Annotated in this window: 18 protein-coding genes; 9 read left to right on the top strand and 9 right to left on the bottom strand. The window is 70.5% G+C overall.

The window, feature by feature from the left end:
- Positions 1 to 199 precede the first annotated feature (199 nt).
- The gene (locus tag ABD355_RS41480) at positions 200 to 1,348 is read left to right on the top strand and encodes a D-alanyl-D-alanine carboxypeptidase family protein (RefSeq protein WP_344406425.1); all 1,149 of its coding nucleotides are present in this window, start codon (positions 200 to 202) and stop codon (positions 1,346 to 1,348) included.
- Between the two features lie 281 nt (positions 1,349 to 1,629).
- On the opposite strand, the gene ABD355_RS41475 is transcribed toward ABD355_RS41480, so the two are convergent.
- Positions 1,630 to 2,415: an SDR family oxidoreductase gene (locus tag ABD355_RS41475; RefSeq protein WP_344406424.1), complete on the bottom strand. Its 786-nt coding sequence runs from the start codon at positions 2,413 to 2,415 to the stop codon at positions 1,630 to 1,632.
- 142 nt (positions 2,416 to 2,557) lie between these two features.
- On the opposite strand from ABD355_RS41475, the gene ABD355_RS41470 reads away from it, so the two are divergent.
- From ABD355_RS41470 to ABD355_RS41450, 5 genes are all read left to right on the top strand, one after another.
- Positions 2,558 to 3,871, top strand: coding sequence for a multidrug effflux MFS transporter (locus tag ABD355_RS41470; RefSeq protein ID WP_344406423.1), 1,314 nt, complete (start codon positions 2,558 to 2,560; stop codon positions 3,869 to 3,871).
- Complete coding sequence (locus tag ABD355_RS41465) at positions 3,823 to 4,998, top strand: serine hydrolase domain-containing protein (protein ID WP_344406422.1); 1,176 nt, start codon at positions 3,823 to 3,825, stop codon at positions 4,996 to 4,998. The genes ABD355_RS41470 and ABD355_RS41465 overlap by 49 nt, the downstream gene beginning before the upstream one ends.
- Positions 4,999 to 5,222: 224 nt before the next feature.
- Positions 5,223 to 6,218, top strand: coding sequence for a small ribosomal subunit Rsm22 family protein (locus ABD355_RS41460; RefSeq protein ID WP_344406420.1), 996 nt, complete (start codon positions 5,223 to 5,225; stop codon positions 6,216 to 6,218).
- 39 nt (positions 6,219 to 6,257) lie between these two features.
- Positions 6,258 to 6,920, top strand: a complete 663-nt coding sequence (locus tag ABD355_RS41455) for a TetR/AcrR family transcriptional regulator (protein ID WP_344406419.1) — start codon at positions 6,258 to 6,260, stop codon at positions 6,918 to 6,920.
- A gap of 39 nt (positions 6,921 to 6,959) precedes the next feature.
- The gene (locus tag ABD355_RS41450) at positions 6,960 to 7,694 is read left to right on the top strand and encodes a bifunctional DNA primase/polymerase (protein ID WP_344406416.1); all 735 of its coding nucleotides are present in this window, start codon (positions 6,960 to 6,962) and stop codon (positions 7,692 to 7,694) included.
- A gap of 30 nt (positions 7,695 to 7,724) precedes the next feature.
- Here the strand turns inward: ABD355_RS41450 and ABD355_RS41445 are convergent, their stop codons facing one another.
- The 4 genes from ABD355_RS41445 to efeO are packed head-to-tail and all read right to left on the bottom strand — an operon-like array spanning position 7,725 to position 11,994.
- Positions 7,725 to 8,726 carry an SCO2278 family lipoprotein gene (locus ABD355_RS41445; RefSeq protein WP_344406415.1) on the bottom strand — a complete coding sequence of 334 codons (1,002 nt, stop codon included), beginning with the start codon at positions 8,724 to 8,726 and terminating at the stop codon, positions 7,725 to 7,727.
- Entirely contained in the window at positions 8,686 to 9,558 is an 873-nt protein-coding gene (gene efeU, locus ABD355_RS41440) for an iron uptake transporter permease EfeU (RefSeq protein ID WP_344406414.1), read from the bottom strand. Before efeU ends, ABD355_RS41445 begins: the two co-directional genes overlap by 41 nt.
- 3 nt (positions 9,559 to 9,561) lie before the next feature.
- Positions 9,562 to 10,839: an iron uptake transporter deferrochelatase/peroxidase subunit gene (gene efeB, locus ABD355_RS41435; protein ID WP_344406413.1), complete on the bottom strand. Its 1,278-nt coding sequence runs from the start codon at positions 10,837 to 10,839 to the stop codon at positions 9,562 to 9,564.
- A gap of 15 nt (positions 10,840 to 10,854) precedes the next feature.
- A complete protein-coding gene (gene efeO / locus ABD355_RS41430; RefSeq protein ID WP_344406412.1) occupies positions 10,855 to 11,994 on the bottom strand; it encodes an iron uptake system protein EfeO in 1,140 nt (379 codons plus the stop codon).
- Positions 11,995 to 12,234: 240 nt separating this feature from the next.
- Between efeO and ABD355_RS41425 the strand changes: the two genes are divergently transcribed.
- Both ABD355_RS41425 and ABD355_RS41420 read left to right on the top strand, forming a co-directional pair.
- Positions 12,235 to 13,119, top strand: a complete 885-nt coding sequence (locus ABD355_RS41425; protein WP_344406411.1) for a hypothetical protein — start codon at positions 12,235 to 12,237, stop codon at positions 13,117 to 13,119.
- Positions 13,112 to 13,768 (top strand): PhzF family phenazine biosynthesis protein, encoded by a 657-nt coding sequence (locus ABD355_RS41420; RefSeq protein WP_344406410.1) that lies wholly within the window; start codon positions 13,112 to 13,114, stop codon positions 13,766 to 13,768. Before ABD355_RS41425 ends, ABD355_RS41420 begins: the two co-directional genes overlap by 8 nt.
- A gap of 10 nt (positions 13,769 to 13,778) precedes the next feature.
- On the opposite strand, the gene ABD355_RS41415 is transcribed toward ABD355_RS41420, so the two are convergent.
- The gene (locus tag ABD355_RS41415; protein ID WP_344406409.1) at positions 13,779 to 14,426 is read right to left on the bottom strand and encodes a biliverdin-producing heme oxygenase; all 648 of its coding nucleotides are present in this window, start codon (positions 14,424 to 14,426) and stop codon (positions 13,779 to 13,781) included.
- A 91-nt stretch (positions 14,427 to 14,517) separates the two neighbouring features.
- A complete protein-coding gene (gene map, locus ABD355_RS41410; protein ID WP_344406407.1) occupies positions 14,518 to 15,375 on the bottom strand; it encodes a type I methionyl aminopeptidase in 858 nt (285 codons plus the stop codon).
- Between the two features lie 58 nt (positions 15,376 to 15,433).
- Between map and ABD355_RS41405 the strand changes: the two genes are divergently transcribed.
- Positions 15,434 to 15,664, top strand: a complete 231-nt coding sequence (locus ABD355_RS41405; protein ID WP_266954613.1) for a hypothetical protein — start codon at positions 15,434 to 15,436, stop codon at positions 15,662 to 15,664.
- Here ABD355_RS41405 and ABD355_RS41400 read toward each other — a convergent pair whose 3' ends face one another.
- Together ABD355_RS41400 and ABD355_RS41395 are read right to left on the bottom strand one after the other, a co-directional pair.
- A complete protein-coding gene (locus ABD355_RS41400; protein WP_344406405.1) occupies positions 15,665 to 16,963 on the bottom strand; it encodes an MFS transporter in 1,299 nt (432 codons plus the stop codon).
- Between the two features lie 247 nt (positions 16,964 to 17,210).
- Positions 17,211 to 17,813 carry a hypothetical protein gene (locus ABD355_RS41395; RefSeq protein WP_344406404.1) on the bottom strand — a complete coding sequence of 201 codons (603 nt, stop codon included), beginning with the start codon at positions 17,811 to 17,813 and terminating at the stop codon, positions 17,211 to 17,213.
- Between the last annotated feature and the right edge of the window lie 43 nt (positions 17,814 to 17,856).

The following is a 17,856-nucleotide window of genomic DNA, read 5'->3' as shown; positions in this document are numbered from 1 at the left end:
CCCGTTCACGAAGGTTCTTGGCGCCCGCTGTGGGCGCTGCCACAAGCCAGGGAGAAACCTTTGAGCCAGACTGAGTAAAAGATGTGTCAGGGCTGAGAAAGTCGGATGCCGGGTCAGAATTCCGTAAGACAGGCAATTCCTATGCCGTGGACGGCGTACTGCCAGGAAACTGCTGTTGGGTGGGTGTTACGGTCCCGGGATGCACGGTTCTTCTCCGCTGTCCCGGCGTGCCGCTCTCGGCCTTGCCGCAGCCGCCATTCCGCTTGCCTCGGCGACTCCCGCATCCGCTGCCGGCACCGTCGTCGGCGGTGAGCGACTCGCCCGTAAGGGAATTCAGGTGAGCGGCGCCACAGGTCTGCCCGGGAAACTCACCGCAAGTGCCTGGATCGTCGCCGACTGCGAGAGCGGAGAGGTGCTCGCCTCGTTCGCGGCGCACCGGCGCCTGCCGCCCGCGTCCACCCTGAAGATGCTGTTCGCGGACACCGTCCTGAAGAAGTTCCAGCGCGGTCAGCGGTACAAGGTGACCGACGCCGACCTGGCCGACATCCCCGCCGGTTCCAGCCTGGTCGGGGTCAAGCCCGGGATCACGTACACCGTCGAGCAGCTCTGGCAGGGCGTCTTCCTGCGCTCGGGAAACGACGCCGTGCATGTGCTCGCCCATATGAACGGGGGAGTGGCGAAGACGGTCGCCGAGATGCAGGCCAAGGCCGAGGACCTGCAGGCCCTGGACACCCATGTGGTCAGCCCCGACGGCTTCGACCACAAGGGCCAGCTGTCCTCCGCCTACGACCTCACCCTCTTCGCCCGGCACGGACTGAAGAACCCCGACTTCCGCGAGTACTGCCACACCAGGATCGCGAACTTCCCGGCCGGCGGCAGGAAGACCTTCCAGATCCAGAACACCGACCGTCTGCTCACCGGCGCGTGGGGCCTGAAGACGTACGACGGCCTCATCGGCGTCAAGAACGGTTACACCAGCAACGCGGGCAACACCTTCACCGGTGCCGCCACCCGCGGCGGCCGGACCCTGCTGGCCACCGTGATGCACCCCAAGGCCGGCTCCAACGCCGTCTACGAGGAGACGGCCGCACTGCTCGACTGGGGCTTCACGCACGGCGGTTCGGCCGAACCGGTGGGCACGCTGGTCGAGCCGATCAGCGAGGGCGGGGCCAGGGTGACACCCACCCGCAAGACGGCACAGGCGGCGGCCGGTGCCCCGGGCGCGGGGTCGGACGACCCCTCGGCCTGGCGGCTGCTGGAGGGCGCGGGCGGCACGATCGCCCTGCTCGCGGGCGGCGTCTGGGCGCTGCGCAGACGCGGCAAGGGCGGCGGCAGACACGCCAACTGACGGGCCCGGCAGCCAACCGACCGACGAGTCAGCGGACTGACGTTCGCGGCAGCCGTTCCCTGCACCGGTGCGTACCTCGCGGTCCCACGCGAGATCCACCCCCACCCGATGCGATGGAACGGCTGCCGCCTCCCCCCTCGGTTTGGCCTACGGAACTGCACTCCCCCAAGTGTGAAGCTCTTGTGGAGGAGATTTGAGCATAAGTCCACGACCGGCTGCAATGGTCCGGACGCACTAATTCCGCTTGTGCAAGTTGACGATTTGAGGATCCGCAGGTCCGGTCAGCCCCGGCCCACATACGGCATCGCGGTCGCCAGAACCGTCGCGAACTGCACATTCGCCTCCAACGGCAGCTCGGCCATGTGCCGCACCGTGCGCGCCACATCGGCGACATCCATCACCGGCTCGGGCGCGATCTCGCCGTTGGCCTGCAGCGCTCCGGTCTGCATCCGCGCGGTCATGTCGGTGGCCGCGTTGCCGATGTCGATCTGCCCGACCGCGATGTTGTAGGGCCGCCCGTCCAGCGAGAGCGACTTGGTGAGCCCGGTCAGCGCGTGCTTGGTCGCCGTGTAGGCGACGGAGTGCGGCCGAGGCGTATGGGCGGAGATCGAACCGTTGTTGATGATCCGTCCGCCCTGCGGGTCCTGCGCCTTCATCTGCCGGTAGGCCGCCTGCGCGCACAGGAACGCCCCGTTGAGGTTGGTGTCCACCACATGCCGCCAGGCCTCGTACTCCAGCTCCTCGACCGGCACCCCGCCGGGGCCGAACGTCCCCGCGTTGTTGAACAGCAGATCCACCCGCCCGAACCGCTCGACCGCGGCGGCGAACAGTGCGGCCACGTCCTCCGGTCGTGAGACGTCGGTCCGTACGGCGAGACAGGAGCCGCCCGGCACCAGCGCCGCCGTCTCCTCCAGCGTTTCGGGGCGCCGCCCCGCCAGCGCCACCGACCAGCCCGCGCGGAGCAGCTCCACGGCAACCGCCCGCCCGATGCCGGAGCCGGCACCGGTCACCACCGCGACCCTCGACCGCCCGCCGGTCCCCTGCTTCTCAGTCTCCATGGCATTCATGGGCCCGCAGCGTAGGCGAGGGTCCGGCATACGGGACGAGACCGTCCGCCATCCGGGTCCTGGCGGCGGGAGGGACAAGTGACATTCGGCACTGTGTGCGAGCTGAGACCATAGGGGGGAGCACTCGGAGAGGGAGGGGCGCATGCCCGAGCAGGGGGCGTCGGCACCGGACATGTCGACACCGCACATACAACAGGCGGCCGGACCGGGAACGGAACCGGCCGCCGCCCGTACCGTTCCCCGTACCGGACTGCTTGTCACCCTGATCCTCGGCGGCCTCACCGCAACGCCCCCGCTGGCGATGGACATGTACCTGCCGTCGCTCCCCGAGGTCACCAACTCCCTGCACGCACCCGCGGCCACCGTCCAGCTCACGCTCACCGCCTGCCTGCTCGGCATGGCGCTCGGACAGCTGGTGGCCGGACCGATGAGCGACCGGTGGGGCCGCCGTCGGCCCCTGCTGATCGGCATGATCGCCTACGTCGTCTCGACCGTCCTGTGCGCCTTCGCGCCGACCGTCGAGCTGCTGGTCGCGTTCCGGCTCGCGCAGGGGCTGGCGGGCGCGGCGGGGATCGTCATCGCGCGCGCCGTGGTCCGCGACCTGTACGACGGCGTGGCGATGGCCCGCTTCTTCTCCACCCTCATGCTGATCGGCGGGGTCGCCCCGATCGTCGCGCCACTGATCGGCGGGCAGATCCTGCGGGTGACGGACTGGCGGGGTGTGTTCGTGGTGCTCACGGTGGTGGGCACCGTGCTGACCGCCTTCGTCTGGACGAAACTGCCGGAGACCCTCCCCGCGGCCGAGCGGCACGGCGGGGGAGTGGGCGAGGCGCTGCACTCGATGCGCCGCCTCCTCGCCGACCTGCCCTTCACCGGTTTCATGCTCACCGGCGGGTTCGCGTTCGCGGCACTGTTCGCCTACATATCGGCCTCGCCGTACGTGATCCAGGAGATCTACGGCGCCTCCCCGCAGACGTTCAGCCTGCTGTTCGGGCTGAACTCGGTGGGGCTGGTGGCCGTGGGCCAGATCAACGGAAAGCTGCTGGTCGGAAGGGTTCGCCTGGACCGGGCGCTGGGCGCGGGCCTGCTCGTCGTCATCGCCGCCGCGACCGCCCTCCTGCTCATGTCCACCGGAGTCTTCGGCAAGGTCGGCCTGGCGCCCGTCGCCGCGGCCCTCTTCGTGCTGATGTCCGCGATGGGAGTGACCCTGCCCAACGCCCAGGCCCTCGCCCTGATGCGCACCAAGCACGCGGCCGGGTCGGCGTCCGCGCTGCTCGGCACCTCCTCGTTCCTCATCGGCGCCGTCGCCTCCCCGCTGGTCGGGGTCGCCGGAGAGCACACCGCCGTCCCGATGGCCGTCGTCCAACTGGCCGCGGCGCTGGTGGCACTGGGCTGCTTCGTGGGAATGTGCCGACGCCGGAGCGGGCGTACGAGCGTGGAAGGAGCGGGGAGCTGAGCGCACCGAGACTGCGCAGGGACAGTCCCGAGCGGGCCGGACTCGACCCCGGCGAACTCCGCCACCTCGTCCAGGAGGTCCACGACCTCACCACCGGGGACCGCCCCTGGGCCGCGGGTACCGTCGTCGTCGCCGGGCGCGGGCCGGTGATCGCCGTCGAGGAGGCGGCCGGCTGGGCCGTCAGGTACTCGGCCTACGACCCCGACACGGACCGTGGTGTCGAGCTCCCGCCCTCGGACCGGGTCCCGATGACCGTCGACACACCGGTCGATGTGGCCTCCCTCACCAAGCTGTTCACCGCGGTCGCCGCCGTGCAGCAGATCGAGCGGGGCACGCTCGGGATCGATGCGCGGGTCGGGGCGTATCTGCCCGAGTTCCGTGCGGCGGTCCGGCACGGGATCACCGTGCGGGAGCTGCTCACCCATACCTCCGGGCTGCGGCCCGAACTTCCGCTGTACGACTGTGCCGACGACGCGGAGCGGCTGGAGAGGCTGCGGGCGGAGGTGCCGATCGGGGTGCCCGGCACGTACACGTACTCCGACCTCAACTTTCTGCTGCTCCAGTTTGTTCTGGAACGAGTCTCCGGGCGCACGCTGGACGTCCTGATCCACGAAGGGATCACCCGTCCGCTGGGGATGCTGTCCACGGACTTCGGGCCCTGTCCCGGGGCGGCGGCCACGGAGGACCAGCGGCGGCCGTGGGCCAAGGCCGACCGGGGGATGGTGCGTGGTGTCGTCCACGACGAGAACGCCTGGGCGCTGGGCGGCATCGCGGGCCACGCCGGCCTCTTCTCGACGGGGCGTGACCTGGCGGTGTTCTGCCGCACGCTCCTCGCGGGCGGCTCCTACGGGCCCGCCCGCATCCTGGGCACGGACTTCGTGGAACTGCTGCTGACCCCGCCGGGGCTCGGCTTCGCCGTCGACCAGTCCTGGTTCATGGGGGAGCTGGCGGGGCGGGGGGCGGCGGGGCACACGGGGTTCACGGGGACGTCGGTGGTGCTGGATCCGGCGACGGACACGTTCTTGGTGCTGCTGGCGAATGCGGTGCATCCGCGGCGGCGGGGTCCCGACAGCCGCCCCCGCGCGGCGGCGGCGACGCGTCTGGCGCGGGCGGTGTACCGGGCTTGATCTTTCGCCCCCGCCGCCCCTTCCCGTCCCGACCCGGGGGGCTCCGCCCCCGGACCCCCGCTCCTCAAACGCCGGAGGGGCTGATTTTTCGCCGGCCGGGGCTTGATCTTTCAGCCCGTCCGGCGTTTGAGGACGAGGCCGTTCAGGCCGAAGCGGGGGTCTGGGGGCGGCAGCCCCCAGGGACGGGACGGGTAGGGGCGGCGGGGGCGAAATAGAATCGGTGGGTGAACGACCCCGTAGCCCCGGCCGAAGCCCTGCGCCGCAGTCTTGCCGGCCTCCTCGACGGGCTCCCGCCCAAGCAGGCCGCCCAGGCCGTCGACCGCCTCATCGCCAACTACCGCGGAGCCACCCCCACCGACGCCCCCATCCTCCGCGACCGCGCAGACGTGGCCGCCTACGCCGCCTACCGCATGCCCGCCACCTTCGAGGCGGTGCACGCCGCGCTGGAGGCGTTCGCCGACGCCGTGCCCGGCTGGACACCCGGCAGCCACACCGACCTCGGCGGCGGCACCGGCGCCGCCACCTGGGCCGTCACCGCCACCTGGGACGGCACCCGCCCGGTCACCGTCCTCGACTGGGCCGAGCCCGCCCTCGCCCTCGGCAAACAGCTCGCCACCGCCAACCCCGCCCTGCAGCAGGCCACTTGGCGACGCGCCCGCATCGGCACCGCCCTCACCCTCGACGACACGGACCTCCTCACCGTCTCCTACGTCCTCAACGAACTCACCGAAGCCGACCGCACCGCCCTCGTGGACGCCGCAGCGGCCGCCGCCCAGGCCGTCGTGATCGTCGAGGCCGGCACCCCCGCCGGGTACAGCCGGGTCATCGAAGCCCGCGACCGCCTGATCGCCGCCGGTTTCCACATCGCCGCCCCCTGCCCGCACAGCGCCGGCTGCCCGATCGTCCCCGGCGAGGACTGGTGTCACTTCGCGGCAAGGGTCAGCCGTTCCTCCCTGCACCGCCAGGTCAAGGGCGGCTCCCTGTCCTACGAGGACGAGAAGTTCAGCTACGTCGCCGCCGCCCGCTTCCCGGTCGCCCCGGCGCCCAACCGTGTCGTACGCAAGCCGCAGATCCGCAAGGGCCAGGTGCTCCTGGACCTCTGCGGGACCGAACCCTCCCTCGGCCGCACCACGGTCACCAAACGCCATGGCGACCTGTACAAGGCCGCCCGGGACGCGGACTGGGGCGACCCCTGGCCGCCGTACACCTCTCAGTCGTAGAACCGCAGGCCGTTGCACACGAGCCGGTACCGTCGGTCCATGGTCAAGAAGCCCGCCCCCGACGCCACCCGCCGCAGCGAGAGGTCCCGTCGCGCGATCTACGACGCCGCCCTCGCACTGGTCGGTGAGATCGGCTACCCGAGGACGACCATCGAGGGCATCGCCGCCCGGGCCGGCGTCGGCAAGCAGACGATCTACCGGTGGTGGGGGTCGAAGGCCGACGTCCTGCTGGAGGCGTTCCTCGACCTCAGTGCGCGGGCGGCGCGGGAGGCGGGCCAGGAGCCTTACGTCATCCCGGACACCGGCGACCTCGCCGCCGACCTCAAGGCCGTGCTGCGGATCACCGTCGACCAGCTGAAGGACCCCCGCTTCGAGGTGCCCTCCCGGGCGCTGGCCGCCGAAGGCCTCGTCAACGAGCAGCTCGGCCGGGAGTTCGTGGCCAAGCTCCTCGAACCCTCGCTCCAGCTGTACGTCGACCGGCTGCGTTCCGCGCAGGAAGCCGGTCAGGTCCGCCCCGAGGTCGACCCGCGCATCGCCCTGGAGCTCTTCGTCTCACCCCTCGCCCAGCGCTGGCTGCAGCACACGGGACCGATCTCGTACGCCTACACGGACACCCTCGTCGAGTACGCCCTGCACGGTCTTGCCCCTCGTACCCCGGATGTCCCTTCTGGCACCCCGGAGCACGGCGCGGTGCGACCATAGGGCATGCTGTTGCGCACGACAGCGAGGCGAGGGTGATGGATGAGCGCGGAGTTGGGCGGCCGGAACGGCCGGCAGGGCAAACTCTCCCAGTGGCTGCGTGGCCGCCGCCCGAAGGAGACCGGCGCCGACGACGCCGGCCGTGAGGCCCTGCTGCTCGCCGCCGCCGGAGCGGGTCTGCCGCTCGCCCCCGCCGCGCATCCCGCCCCCGGCTACCGCTGCTCCTGCGACCGCGTGGGGTGTCCCACACCGGCCCGGCATCCGGTGTCGTTCGCCTGGCAGACGCAGTCCACCACCGACCGCGCCCAGATCGAGCGCTGGGCGCGCCACCAGCCGCAGGCCAACTTCATCACCGCGACCGGCATGGTGCACGACGTGCTCGACATGCCCCTGGAGGCGGGCCGGGAGGCCTTGGAGCGGCTGCTTGCCGCCGGCATCGAGGTCGGACCCGTCGCCGAGAGCGACGACGGGCGCCTGCTGTTCTTCACCCTTACCAGGGGTACCCCCGAGGACGAGGACGAGTGGTGGCCGTGCGAGCTGGACTGCCATCCGGAGACGATGGACGAGCATCCGGGGCTGCGCTGGCACTGCCGTGGCTCGTACGTCCTGGTACCGCCTGCCCGGTTGCCCGGCGACCAGAGTGTGCACTGGGTACGGGGGCTTGAACATCCGCTGCCGGATCCTCTGAGCCTGCTGGAGATTCTCACGGACGCCGGTGCGCGGTATGCGGGTGAGGAGCCCGACCACGCGGGTGCGGCCTGGCCCCTGCGGCACTGAGCGTAAGGGGCGCTCCCCAACCGCAGCCGCCTACGAACCCTGTGCGGATGTCAGGCCCTCCAACCGGGCCAGGACCGACACCTGGTCGCTCCCCGCGCCCCGCTGTGGGTCCAGGGCAACCCCGTTCGACATGTACTCCAGCGTCAGCGACTGCTTGACCTCGCCGGTGGTCAGTGCCTTCACGCTTGCCGTCTGTGCGGGGATCGAGGTGCCCTCGGCGGCGGTCTGCTTCTCGTAGCGGCGGTTGGTGAAGAAGACCAGTGCACCGCCGTCCGCCGTGCGCAGTGCCAGGGGGGCGTAGCTGCCGCTGATGAGCGGCTCGTCGATGAACTGCGTGACCAGACCCGGCTTCTTGGACAGCTTCTTGCGCTCGGCGCGCCACTGGTCGGTGTGCGGACCCGGGGCGAAGACCTTCCCGCCGTTCTTCAGGTAGGACGCGTAGTCCTTGCTCAAGTCCCCCGGCGGGACGGCGAATTCGATGGAGTTCGCCGGTACGGCCTCGGCCCAGCCGGCCGCGTCCTTCTTCACCTTCGGCAGCGTGCCGGGGCGGATGAGCGTCAGATACGCCACCTTCCACGGCCGGCCCAGACCGTCGCGGTGGAACACCAGCAGCCAGTGCAGATTGCCGCCCTTGTTGCCCTGGGCCTCCGCGACGAACCAGCGGGGCCAGCCCGCCTTCTTGGGGATCGTGTACGTCACGTCGGTCAGCTGCAGCGGTGTGTGCGCCGGATTGCCGGACGGGCTGAGCGTGTGACCGGCCTTGAGGCGGGCCGCGTCGATGTCGCCCAGGGCGCCGGTGACATGGTCGGCGTCGAGCGAACTGTCGTACGCCTTGTCCGCCTTGTTGTACGCGGACGTGAACTGCTCAAGCGCCTTGGCCGCTTCGGCGCGGGTGGAGGAGGGGAGCACCTCGCGCTCCCCGTGCACCACCACACAACCGCTCGCCGTCAACGACAAAGCGGTCACCGAGGCCGCAATCAGTGCGCTTCGCTCAAGCCTGCGGAGCCTTCGAGGGCCGCGATCCCTGCTCATCAGGTGTCTTCACCTTCCCCTTCCCGGAGGCGAACCCTACCGGGGCGAAGAACAGCGCGAGCGTCGGGATCAGGTACAGCAGCCACACCGTGACCTGAAGGACGGTCGGGTCCGGCTGGAAGTTGAAGACGCCCTTGAGGAGGGTGCCGTACCAGCTGTCCGGCGGGATGGTGTCGCTGATGTCGAACGCGAGGTGCGTCAGGCCGGGGATCCAGTCGGCCTCCTGGAGGTCGTGGAAGCCGTACGCCAGCACGCCCGCGGCCACCACGACCAGCATGCCGCCGGTCCAGGTGAAGAACTTCGCGAGGTTGATCTTCAGGGCGCCGCGGTAGAACAGCCAGCCCAGGAAGACCGCGGTGGCCAGGCCCAGCGCCACGCCGATCAGGGGGCGCGGGGTGCCGTCGCTGGCCGCGTGCACCGAGGCCCACACGAACAGGGCGGTCTCCAGGCCCTCACGGCCGACGGCGAGGAACGCGGTGGCGACCAGGGCGCCCGTGCCCATGGCGAGGGCCGCGTCCAGTTTGCCGTGCAGCTCCGACTTCAGATGCCGGGCGGTGCGCCGCATCCAGAACACCATCCACGTCACCAGACAGACGGCGACGACGGAGAGCGAGCCGCCGAGGGCCTCCTGCGCCTCGAACGTCAGCTCCTGGGAGCCGAATTCGAGGATGCAGCCGAAGCCCATCGCGATCAGTACGGCGATGGCGATGCCGATCCAGATGGGCCGGATGGCGTCCCGGCGGCCCGTCTTGACCAGGTAGGCGATCAGGATGCAGACGACCAGGCTGGCTTCGAGCCCCTCGCGCAGACCGATCAGGTAGTTGGAGAACACGGCTCACGCCTCCTTGGAGAACAGCGTGCTGCCCCACCAGTCGTCCTTGTCACGGACGCCGGGCGGAACGGCGAACACCGCCGAACCCACGTGCTGGATGTACTCGTTGAGGGCGTCGGTCGCCGACAGCCTGCGCTGCAGCGGGATGAACCCGTTGCGTACGTCCCGCTGGTAGGCGAGGAAGAACAGTCCCGCGTCCAGCCGGCCGAGGCCGTCGGTGCCGTCGGTGAAGGAGTAGCCGCGGCGCAGGATCGTGATCCCGTTGTTGGAGTCGGGGTGCGCGAGCCGGACGTGCGCGGTGGGCTTCATGGCCTTCAGGAACGGCTTGTCGTGCTCCTTGGCCTTGCCGACCGGAGCGCCCTCGCCCTTGTCCCGGCCGAAGACGTCCTCCTGCTCCTGCAGCGAGGTGCGGTCCCAGGTCTCGATGTGCATGCGGATGCGGCGCGCGACGAGATACGAACCGCCGGTCATCCAGTCGGGACCGTCCTTCTCGCCGACCCACACGAACTTCTTCAGACGGTCCGTCTCGGTGCCCGCGATGTTGCGGGTGCCGTCCTTGAAGCCCATCAGGTTGCGCGGGGTCTGCGCGTCCGGGGTCGTCGAGGAGGTCTTGCCGAAGCCCAGCTGCGACCAGCGGATGTTGACCTTGCCGAAGCCGATGCGGGCCAGGTTGCGGATCGCGTGCACGGCGACCTGCGGGTCGTCCGCGCAGGCCTGGATGCACAGGTCGCCGCCGGTGCGGTTCTTGTCGAGGTTCTCGCCGGGGAACTGGGGCAGGTCCACCAACGCCTCCGGGCGGTGGTCCTTCAGCCCGAACTTGTCGAACAGCGAAGGCCCGAAGCCGATCGTCAGCGTCAGCCGCGAGGGCTTGAGTCCCAGCGCCTCACCGGTGTCGTCCGGCGGGGCCTCGGCGAGACCGCCGTACGCGCCCGCCCCGACCGCCTTCCCGCCGGTCATCCGGCGCGCGGCCGCCGTCCAGTCCTTCAGCATCTGCACGAACTCGGCGCGGTCGTCCGTCTGTACGTCGAACGCGGCGAAGTGCAGTCGGTCCTGTACGGGCGTGGCGATGCCGGCCTGGTTCACGCCGTGGAAGGCGACCGCGGCTCCGGCCTCGGCGGCTGTCGGGTCCACGTCGTTGCCGGCGCGGGTCATCGCGACCGCACCGCCGGCCGCGGCGGCACCGAGCGCGAGCCCCGCCCCGCCCCAGCCGATCAGCGAACGTCGGGAGGGGGCCTTGGAGCTGCCTGCCTCGGTGGTGGAGGCTTCCTGGGTGTCCGTCATGGTGTTGTCCGTCCCCTACTTGACGACGGCGGCGGCGAGCTTGGACAGCGGCTCCGCGAGCGCGTTGACCGCGTCCGAGAGCTCCTTGCGCTGCTCCTCGGTGACCTTGTCGTACGACACGAAGCCGTCGGAGGTCTTGTCCGTGCGGTACTTGTCGAGCAGCGTGTTCAGCGCGGCGAACTGCTTGTCGAGCTCGCCGGTCAGCGCCTTGTCGTTGGTCTGTGCGACCGGCTTGAGCAGCTCGTAGGCCTTCTGCGCGCCCTCGACGTTGCCCTTGAAGTCGCTGAGGTCGGTGTGCGAGTAGCGGTCCTCCTCGCCGGTGACCTTGCCGGTGGCGACCTCGTCGAGGAGTTCCTTGGCACCGTTGGCCATGGAGGTCGGGGTGATCACGGCCTTGCCGACCCGCTGCTGCCAGTCCTTCAGATCGGTGACCAGCTGGTCGGCGAGGGTCTTCTGCTCGGCGCCGATCTTCTTGTCCTGCCACAGCGCCTTCTCCAGGGCGTGCCAGCCCGTCCACTTCTGGCCCTTCTCCAGGCCGTCGGCGCGGGTGTCCGTCTTCGGGTCGATGTTGCCGAAGGACTCGGCGATCGGCTCGGTGCGCTCCCAGCCGACCCGGGAGGGGGCATAGGCGTCCTGGGCGGCCTTGAGGTCGCCGGCCTTGACGGCCTTGGCGAAGACCTCCACCTTCGGGATGGTCGCGTCGGCCTGCTCCTGCGCCCACTCGCGGTAGTCGGCAACGGCCTTGTCCAGCTTGGGGTTCCGCTTGGCGGTGGCGCCGGCCCCGGTGACGGTCAGCTTCTGCCGGACGCCGTGGCCCTTCATGCCGGGCCGGCAGGCGATCTCGTACTCGCCCGCCTTCACCTCGGCGGTCAGCGTGTACTTCGTACCGGACCCGATGTTCTCCTTCTCGGAGACGATCCGGTCGTCCGGGAAGAGGATCTCGACCTCGGTCGCCTGGGAGCCCTTGTTCTCGATCTTCAGTGTGACCTGTCCGGCCGGCACCGACTTGGTGGAGGTGTCGCACTTGGAGTCGGCCGCGGTCACCTGGATCGCGGCGTCACCGTCGCCCTTGCTCTTCTCCGTGCACCCGGTCACGGCGGTCAGCGCCGCCGCGGTGGCGACGGCGGTGACGACGGAGAGTCTGGCGGCTCGCATGCAGGCTCCTGAGGCTGGCGAAAAATCGCGTGTCGAGCCTCACCCAGGATTGGTGAGGCTCGCCTAACTTATCTAAGGCTTGCCTGCGTAATACCCAGCCATGCGGTGATTCAGCTCTCATGGACGGTGTATGAGCACGGCGCGATCACGGTGACTCAAAACGAATCCCAAGGGAAAGTCAAGGAATGGTCAAGTGGTATGCCGCAGACGGTGTGCACGGGAGTGCGTAAGACTGTGCCCATGAACAGGGGACGCCGTGAACTCCTCGGGCCGGGGCGGCTCGTACTGCAGGTGCAGGACCGCCCTGACCCGCCGTTGCGTTTCGAGACGGCGGGGGACGGCCGGATCCTGCTGCGGCAGGAGGAGCGACCCGTGCTGCTGGGCCGGACGGCGGGCGACGGCTGCTGCAGGGAGCTGTATCTGCACGGCCTCGACGGCTACCGCTCACCGCTCCCGCCCCTGCGCTCGACGTTCATGCGGTCGTCGGTCAACTGGGTTCACCAGTACGCCCGTTGGCTGGAGGAAGCGGACGGAACACCGTTCCAGGACGGACGCTGGGAACTGGCCCACCGGCCCGTCTTCCAACCGGGAGTCTGGACCGAGGACTTCCCACGGGACTGGCCGGCCGCCCGGCTGGACCTGTACTGCGGGGGAGGCTGGCACGGCGTCCTGCCCCTGCGCCGGCTCTCACCCCCGGACGCGGCGCGCGTGAAGGCGTACCGCAAGCACGCCCGCGAGGGCACCCTCGCGCCCGTACTCCTGTGGTGGGTGACCTTCCTCGACGGCTGGGTCATCCTCGACGGCCACGACCGGGCGGTGGCCGCGCTCGCGGAGGGTCGGACGCCGGAGGGCGTGGAGCTGAGCCGGGTCCCGGACGAGGAGGACTGGCGTCGAGTGGCGGACGAGGTGACCGAGGGGCACGAGCACCGCATGGCGCAGCTGGCGGGCCACCCCGACGAGCCCGGTGTCGACCGCCGGCGGGCCACCCTGGAGCGGGCGTACGCCGAGACCCTCGCCACCCTCCCCTACGGCGTGGGCCCCACCCCCTTCCTGCCCCTCTCCGGTGGCCCCGCCACCTGGGAAGACCTCGCAGCCCGGGCAATGTTTCAATGCCCCCGTGACTGACTACGACGTGCTCCGCGTCTTCTGTGCCCCGAACGGCGGCTACGGCAACGAACTCGGTGTCGTCCGCGAGGGATCCGTCATGCCCGACCGGGCGGAGCGGCAGGCGTTCGCCGCGAAGCTAGGGTTCAGCGAGACCGTGTTCGTCGACGACCCCGAGCGCGGAGTCGTCGACATCTACACCCCCACCCTGCGCCTGCCCTTCGCCGGCCACCCCTGCGTCGGTGCGGCCTGGCTCCTCGACGTGGACGAACTGGTCACCCCGGCCGGGCTCGTCGGGGCGCGCCAGGACGGGGAGTTCAGCTGGATCGAGGCCCGCGCGGAGTGGGCCCCGCCGCGCACCTTGCGCCAGTACGCCACGGCCGCCGAGGTCGACGACCTGCCCGTCCCGCCGAAGGGGGAGTGGATCTACGCCTGGGCCTGGGAGGACGAGCCGGCGGGACGGGTGCGCGCGCGTGGGTTTCCCGGCCGGGACGACGGCATCGACGAGGACGAGGCCACCGGGGCGGCCGCGCTGCTCCTCACCGAGCGGCTGGGTCGGGCGCTGAACATCACCCAGGGGGCGGGGTCGCAGATCCTTACGGCTCCGCAGCCGTACGGGTGGGTCGAGATCGGGGGGCGTGTGTATCTGGAGCGTCAGCCGGAACGCTAGGGCCCGCTCCCTAGGCGCTCAGCGGGAACTCCTCTCCCAGGGCCCGGAACACCGCCGTGTTCAAGGCGAACGCCTGCTTGCACTCTGCGACGATCCGCTGCTTCTCCAGGTCGTCCGCCCGGATCCCGTCCAGCAGTTCCCGGTAACCCCTCTTGAAAGCAGCCGGGTTGGTGATTCGCTCGAACACGTAGAAGCGGACCCCGTCGCCCTTCCGGTCGAAGCCCCACGTCTTCTCCGCCTTGTCCCGGATGATCTGGCCGCCGGAGAGGTCCCCGAGGTAGCGGGTGTAGTGGTGGGCGACGTAACCCGCGGGCCACTGCTCCGCACACTCCCGGACGCGGGCCGCATACGCCTTTGTCGCCGGCAGCGCGGCCAGCCCCGCCCGCCACCCGGCACCCCGCAGATGGGCCAGGTCCCGCTCCAGCGCCGCCAGCCGGAAGAGTTCCGGCCGGATGAAGGGCCCGGCGACAGGATCGGAAGCCAGCCGCGCGGCTTCGGTCTCCAGAGCCTCGTAGACGAACCACAGCTGCTCGGTGTAGCGCGCGTATGCCTCCACGCCCAGCCGGCCGCCCAGCAGGTCGCTCATGAACGTCGAGGTCTCCGCCTCCGTGTGCTGCTCGTGGGACGCGGTGCGGATGACGGTCGAGAAGGAGTCCATGGGCCCCGTCTTCCAAGGTTGCCGACAAGCTGTCGGTAAAAGCGTACAAGAAAAGGCCCGCCCCGGCAGCAGGGCGGGCCTTCGAAGATCGCTACGGCAGGGTGAGGATCTCCGCCCCCGACTCCGTCACCACCAGCGTGTGCTCGAACTGGGCCGTCCGCTTGCGGTCCTTCGTGACGACCGTCCAGCCGTCGTCCCACATGTCGTACTCGTGCGTCCCGAGCGTCAGCATCGGCTCGATCGTGAACGTCATCCCGGGCTGCATGACGGTCGTCGCGTGCGGGCTGTCGTAGTGCGGAATGATCAGGCCGGAGTGGAAGGACGAGTTGATGCCGTGGCCGGTGAAGTCGCGGACCACGCCGTAGCCGAACCTCTTCGCGTACGACTCGATGACCCGGCCGATGATGTTGATCTGGCGGCCCGGCTTGACCGCCTTGATCGCGCGGTTCAACGACTCGCGGGTCCGCTCCACCAGCAGCCTCGACTCCTCGTCGACGTCGCCGACCAGATAGGTCGCGTTGTTGTCGCCGTGCACACCGCCGATGTACGCCGTCACGTCGAGGTTGACGATGTCGCCGTCGCGCAGCACCGTCGAGTCCGGAATGCCGTGGCAGATCACCTCGTTGACCGAGGTGCACAGGGACTTGGGGAAGCCGCGGTAGCCGAGCGTCGACGGGTAGGCGCCGTGGTCGCACATGTAGTCGTGGGCCACCTTGTCCAGTTCGTCGGTGGTGACGCCCGGCGCGATGAGCTTCGCCGCTTCCTCCATCGCCTGCGCGGCGATCCGGCCGGCGACCCGCATCGCCTCGATCGTCTCGGGCGTCTGCACCTCCGGTCCGGTGTACGGCGTCGGAGCGGGCTTGCCGACGTACTCGGGACGGCGGATGTTTCCGGGTACGGGACGGGTGGGGGACAGCTCCCCTGGTACGAGCAGCGACTGGCCAGACATGCCAGTGAGTCTAACGAGCGGGCGTGGGGGAACATGTCCGTGGCGAGAGGAGCAGGTCATGCCCTTGTTCAAGAAGCGCACGGTCGGCAAGCCGGGCGAGTGGTACTACTGCCTGGAGCACAAGAAGGTCGAAGAGGGGCCGGAGTGCCCCGCCAAGGACCGTTTCGGGCCGTACGCCTCCCGGCAGGAGGCCGAGCACGCGATGCAGACGGCGCGCGAGCGCAACCTCGAGTGGGAGAACGACCCCAAGTGGCACGACGCCCCTGCCGGAACCCCTGACGACGACTGATCAGGCCTGCGCCGCAGTCTGTGCCGGTGCGGCTGCCGTCCGCTGGTCGCGCAGCCGCAGCGCGTGCTCGTTCGTACGCACGTCGTACGTCATCAGCCTCGGCAGGCACAGCGCCAGCAGCCCCACCGCGCCCGCGCAGAGCAGTCCGCCGGACCAGACGGAGGTCCGTACGCCCCACCAGGCGGCGAAGCCCCCGGAGCGGACCTGGCCGACGGTCGGCCCGACCGAGTACGACAGCAGCTCGATCCCGGCGAGCCGGCCGCGCAGCTCGTCCGGGATCGTCTGGTTCCACATGGCCCCGCGGAAGATCCCGCTGACCATGTCGCAGCCGCCGGCCACGGTCAGGAACAGCAGCACCAGCCATACGTTGCCGACGACGCCGGCGGCCGCGATCGCCAGCCCCCACAGCGCGGCCGACAGCACCACCATCCGCCCGTGCCGGTGCACCCGTGAGGTCCAGCCGCCGGTCAGCCCCACCAGCATCGACCCGAACGGGACCGCCGCGTACATCAGGCCCAGCGCCCAGTTCGCGTTCAGCTCGTCGGCGAGGAAGGGCAGTACGGCGAGCGGCATCGCGAGGAACATCGCGGCGAGGTCGACGGCGTAGGTGCCGAGGAGTTCCTTGCGGCTCCACGCGTAGCGGGCGCCCTCCGCGATGGCCTTCAGCGAGGGCTTCGCGGCCTCGTGGGCGGCGGGGGAGGCGGCGATGCGGACCATAAGAAGCACGGAGACGACGAAGGTCGCGAGGTCCGCGCCGTACGCCCAGCCGAGCCCCGCGTACGCCACGACCACGCCCGCCAGCGCCGGCCCCGCGACGCCGCCGACCGTCCAGCGCAGGGAGTTCAGGGCGGAGGCGGCGGGCAGGTGCTCGTGGGCCACGATCCGGGGCCAGAGGGAGTCGATGGCCGGGCGTTGCACGGAGACGAGGGCGGAGGACAGGGCGGCGACGGCGTACAGCGGCCAGACGGCCGGGTGCGGGAGCAGGGCGTTGGCGAGCAGGGCCGCGCTGAGCAGGCCCTGTCCGGCCTCGGTCCACACGATCAGCTTCCGCTTGTCGAGTGCGTCGGCGAGGGCGCCGCCGTACAGCCCGAACACGAGCAGGGGCAGCAGTTCTACGGCTCCGATCGCGCCGACCGCTGCCGCGGAGCCGGTGAGCTCCTTGAGTTGCACCGGCAGCGCGACGAACGTCAGGAAGCTCCCGAAGTTCGAGATCGTCCCCGAGACCCACAGCCGTCGGAAGTCGCGGGAGTTCCGCCAGGGGGTGAGGTCGGGGAGGAGGTTGCGCAGGACGGTGGTCACGATGGGCCATGGTCTGCGGCGGCGCCCACCACAAGCAACCGTTTTTCGCCCCCGCCGCCCCTTCCCGTCCCGACCCGGGGGCCAGCCCCCGGACCCCCGCTCCTCAAACGCCGGACGGGCTGAATTTTTTCAGCCCGTCCGGCGTTTGAGGACGAGGCCGTTCAGGCCGAAAGCGGGGGTCTGGGGGCGGCAGCCCCCAGGGGACGGGAATGGGAAGGGGCGGCGGGGGCGAAATCCTCGGGCGAGGTCACCAGCGCGCAGGCGGCGGGGCCGTCAGTTGTTCCGCCAGACGGTACAGGCGATCCCGCAGGCGCCGGTTTCCCCGAGGCGCCGGCAGCGCGTTCTCACCGGCCGCCGCACTCACCAGGTGCTGCACAGTGTCCAGGTCCAGCTCGGACCCCTCCGGGACAGCCAACGATTCGTGAGCCATGGCAGCGAGCTCACCCTCTCCCGCCCCCAGCGCCAACACCGTCGCCCCGGCCCGCCGCACGTCATGCACCCGCTCCAGCAGCGGCCCCTCCGGCCCCCCGGGCGAAACCACCAGCAGCGTCTCACCGCGCCGCGCAGCCGCCAACCGCCCCAGCCCCACCGCCAGATGCGCCGGATCCGACGCACGCGCCCCATGCCGTACGAGCGTAGGAGTCAGCTCCGGCGTCCCCGACCACGCCGCCTCGTCCACCAGATGCGCCGCCAGATGCCACGGCTCGTACTCCTCCGTGCCCACCAGCAGCAGCCCCCCGCCGTGCGACACCACCGACCCGCGCAGCACCCCCGCGAACCGCCGCGCGGCCCCCAACCACTCGGTACCGGCGAGCACTTCACGCAGCAACGCGACACGTACGGCGTCCATGCCTGCGCATCCTGCACCAGTCGGCCACCGGTGACCCGGCGTT

The organism is Streptomyces longisporus (assembly GCF_039532765.1).
GTDB lineage: Bacteria > Actinomycetota > Actinomycetes > Streptomycetales > Streptomycetaceae > Streptomyces > Streptomyces longisporus.
This window is presented reverse-complemented; position numbering and strand designations above follow the sequence as displayed.

Bases quoted from the DNA above. Each gene is read 5' to 3' on its own strand.
- ABD355_RS41480 (WP_344406425.1), top strand. From the start codon at position 200: ATGCACGGTTCTTCTCCGCTGTCCCGGCGTGCCGCTCTCGGCCTTGCC.
- ABD355_RS41475 (WP_344406424.1), bottom strand. From the start codon at position 2,415: ATGAATGCCATGGAGACTGAGAAGCAGGGGACCGGCGGGCGGTCGAGG.
- ABD355_RS41470 (WP_344406423.1), top strand. From the start codon at position 2,558: ATGCCCGAGCAGGGGGCGTCGGCACCGGACATGTCGACACCGCACATA.
- ABD355_RS41455 (WP_344406419.1), top strand. From the start codon at position 6,258: ATGGTCAAGAAGCCCGCCCCCGACGCCACCCGCCGCAGCGAGAGGTCC.
- ABD355_RS41450 (WP_344406416.1), top strand. From the start codon at position 6,960: ATGAGCGCGGAGTTGGGCGGCCGGAACGGCCGGCAGGGCAAACTCTCC.
- ABD355_RS41445 (WP_344406415.1), bottom strand. From the start codon at position 8,726: ATGAGCAGGGATCGCGGCCCTCGAAGGCTCCGCAGGCTTGAGCGAAGC.
- efeB (WP_344406413.1), bottom strand. From the start codon at position 10,839: ATGACGGACACCCAGGAAGCCTCCACCACCGAGGCAGGCAGCTCCAAG.
- efeO (WP_344406412.1), bottom strand. From the start codon at position 11,994: ATGCGAGCCGCCAGACTCTCCGTCGTCACCGCCGTCGCCACCGCGGCG.
- ABD355_RS41425 (WP_344406411.1), top strand. From the start codon at position 12,235: ATGAACAGGGGACGCCGTGAACTCCTCGGGCCGGGGCGGCTCGTACTG.
- ABD355_RS41415 (WP_344406409.1), bottom strand. From the start codon at position 14,426: ATGGACTCCTTCTCGACCGTCATCCGCACCGCGTCCCACGAGCAGCAC.
- map (WP_344406407.1), bottom strand. From the start codon at position 15,375: ATGTCTGGCCAGTCGCTGCTCGTACCAGGGGAGCTGTCCCCCACCCGT.
- ABD355_RS41405 (WP_266954613.1), top strand. From the start codon at position 15,434: ATGCCCTTGTTCAAGAAGCGCACGGTCGGCAAGCCGGGCGAGTGGTAC.
- ABD355_RS41395 (WP_344406404.1), bottom strand. From the start codon at position 17,813: ATGGACGCCGTACGTGTCGCGTTGCTGCGTGAAGTGCTCGCCGGTACC.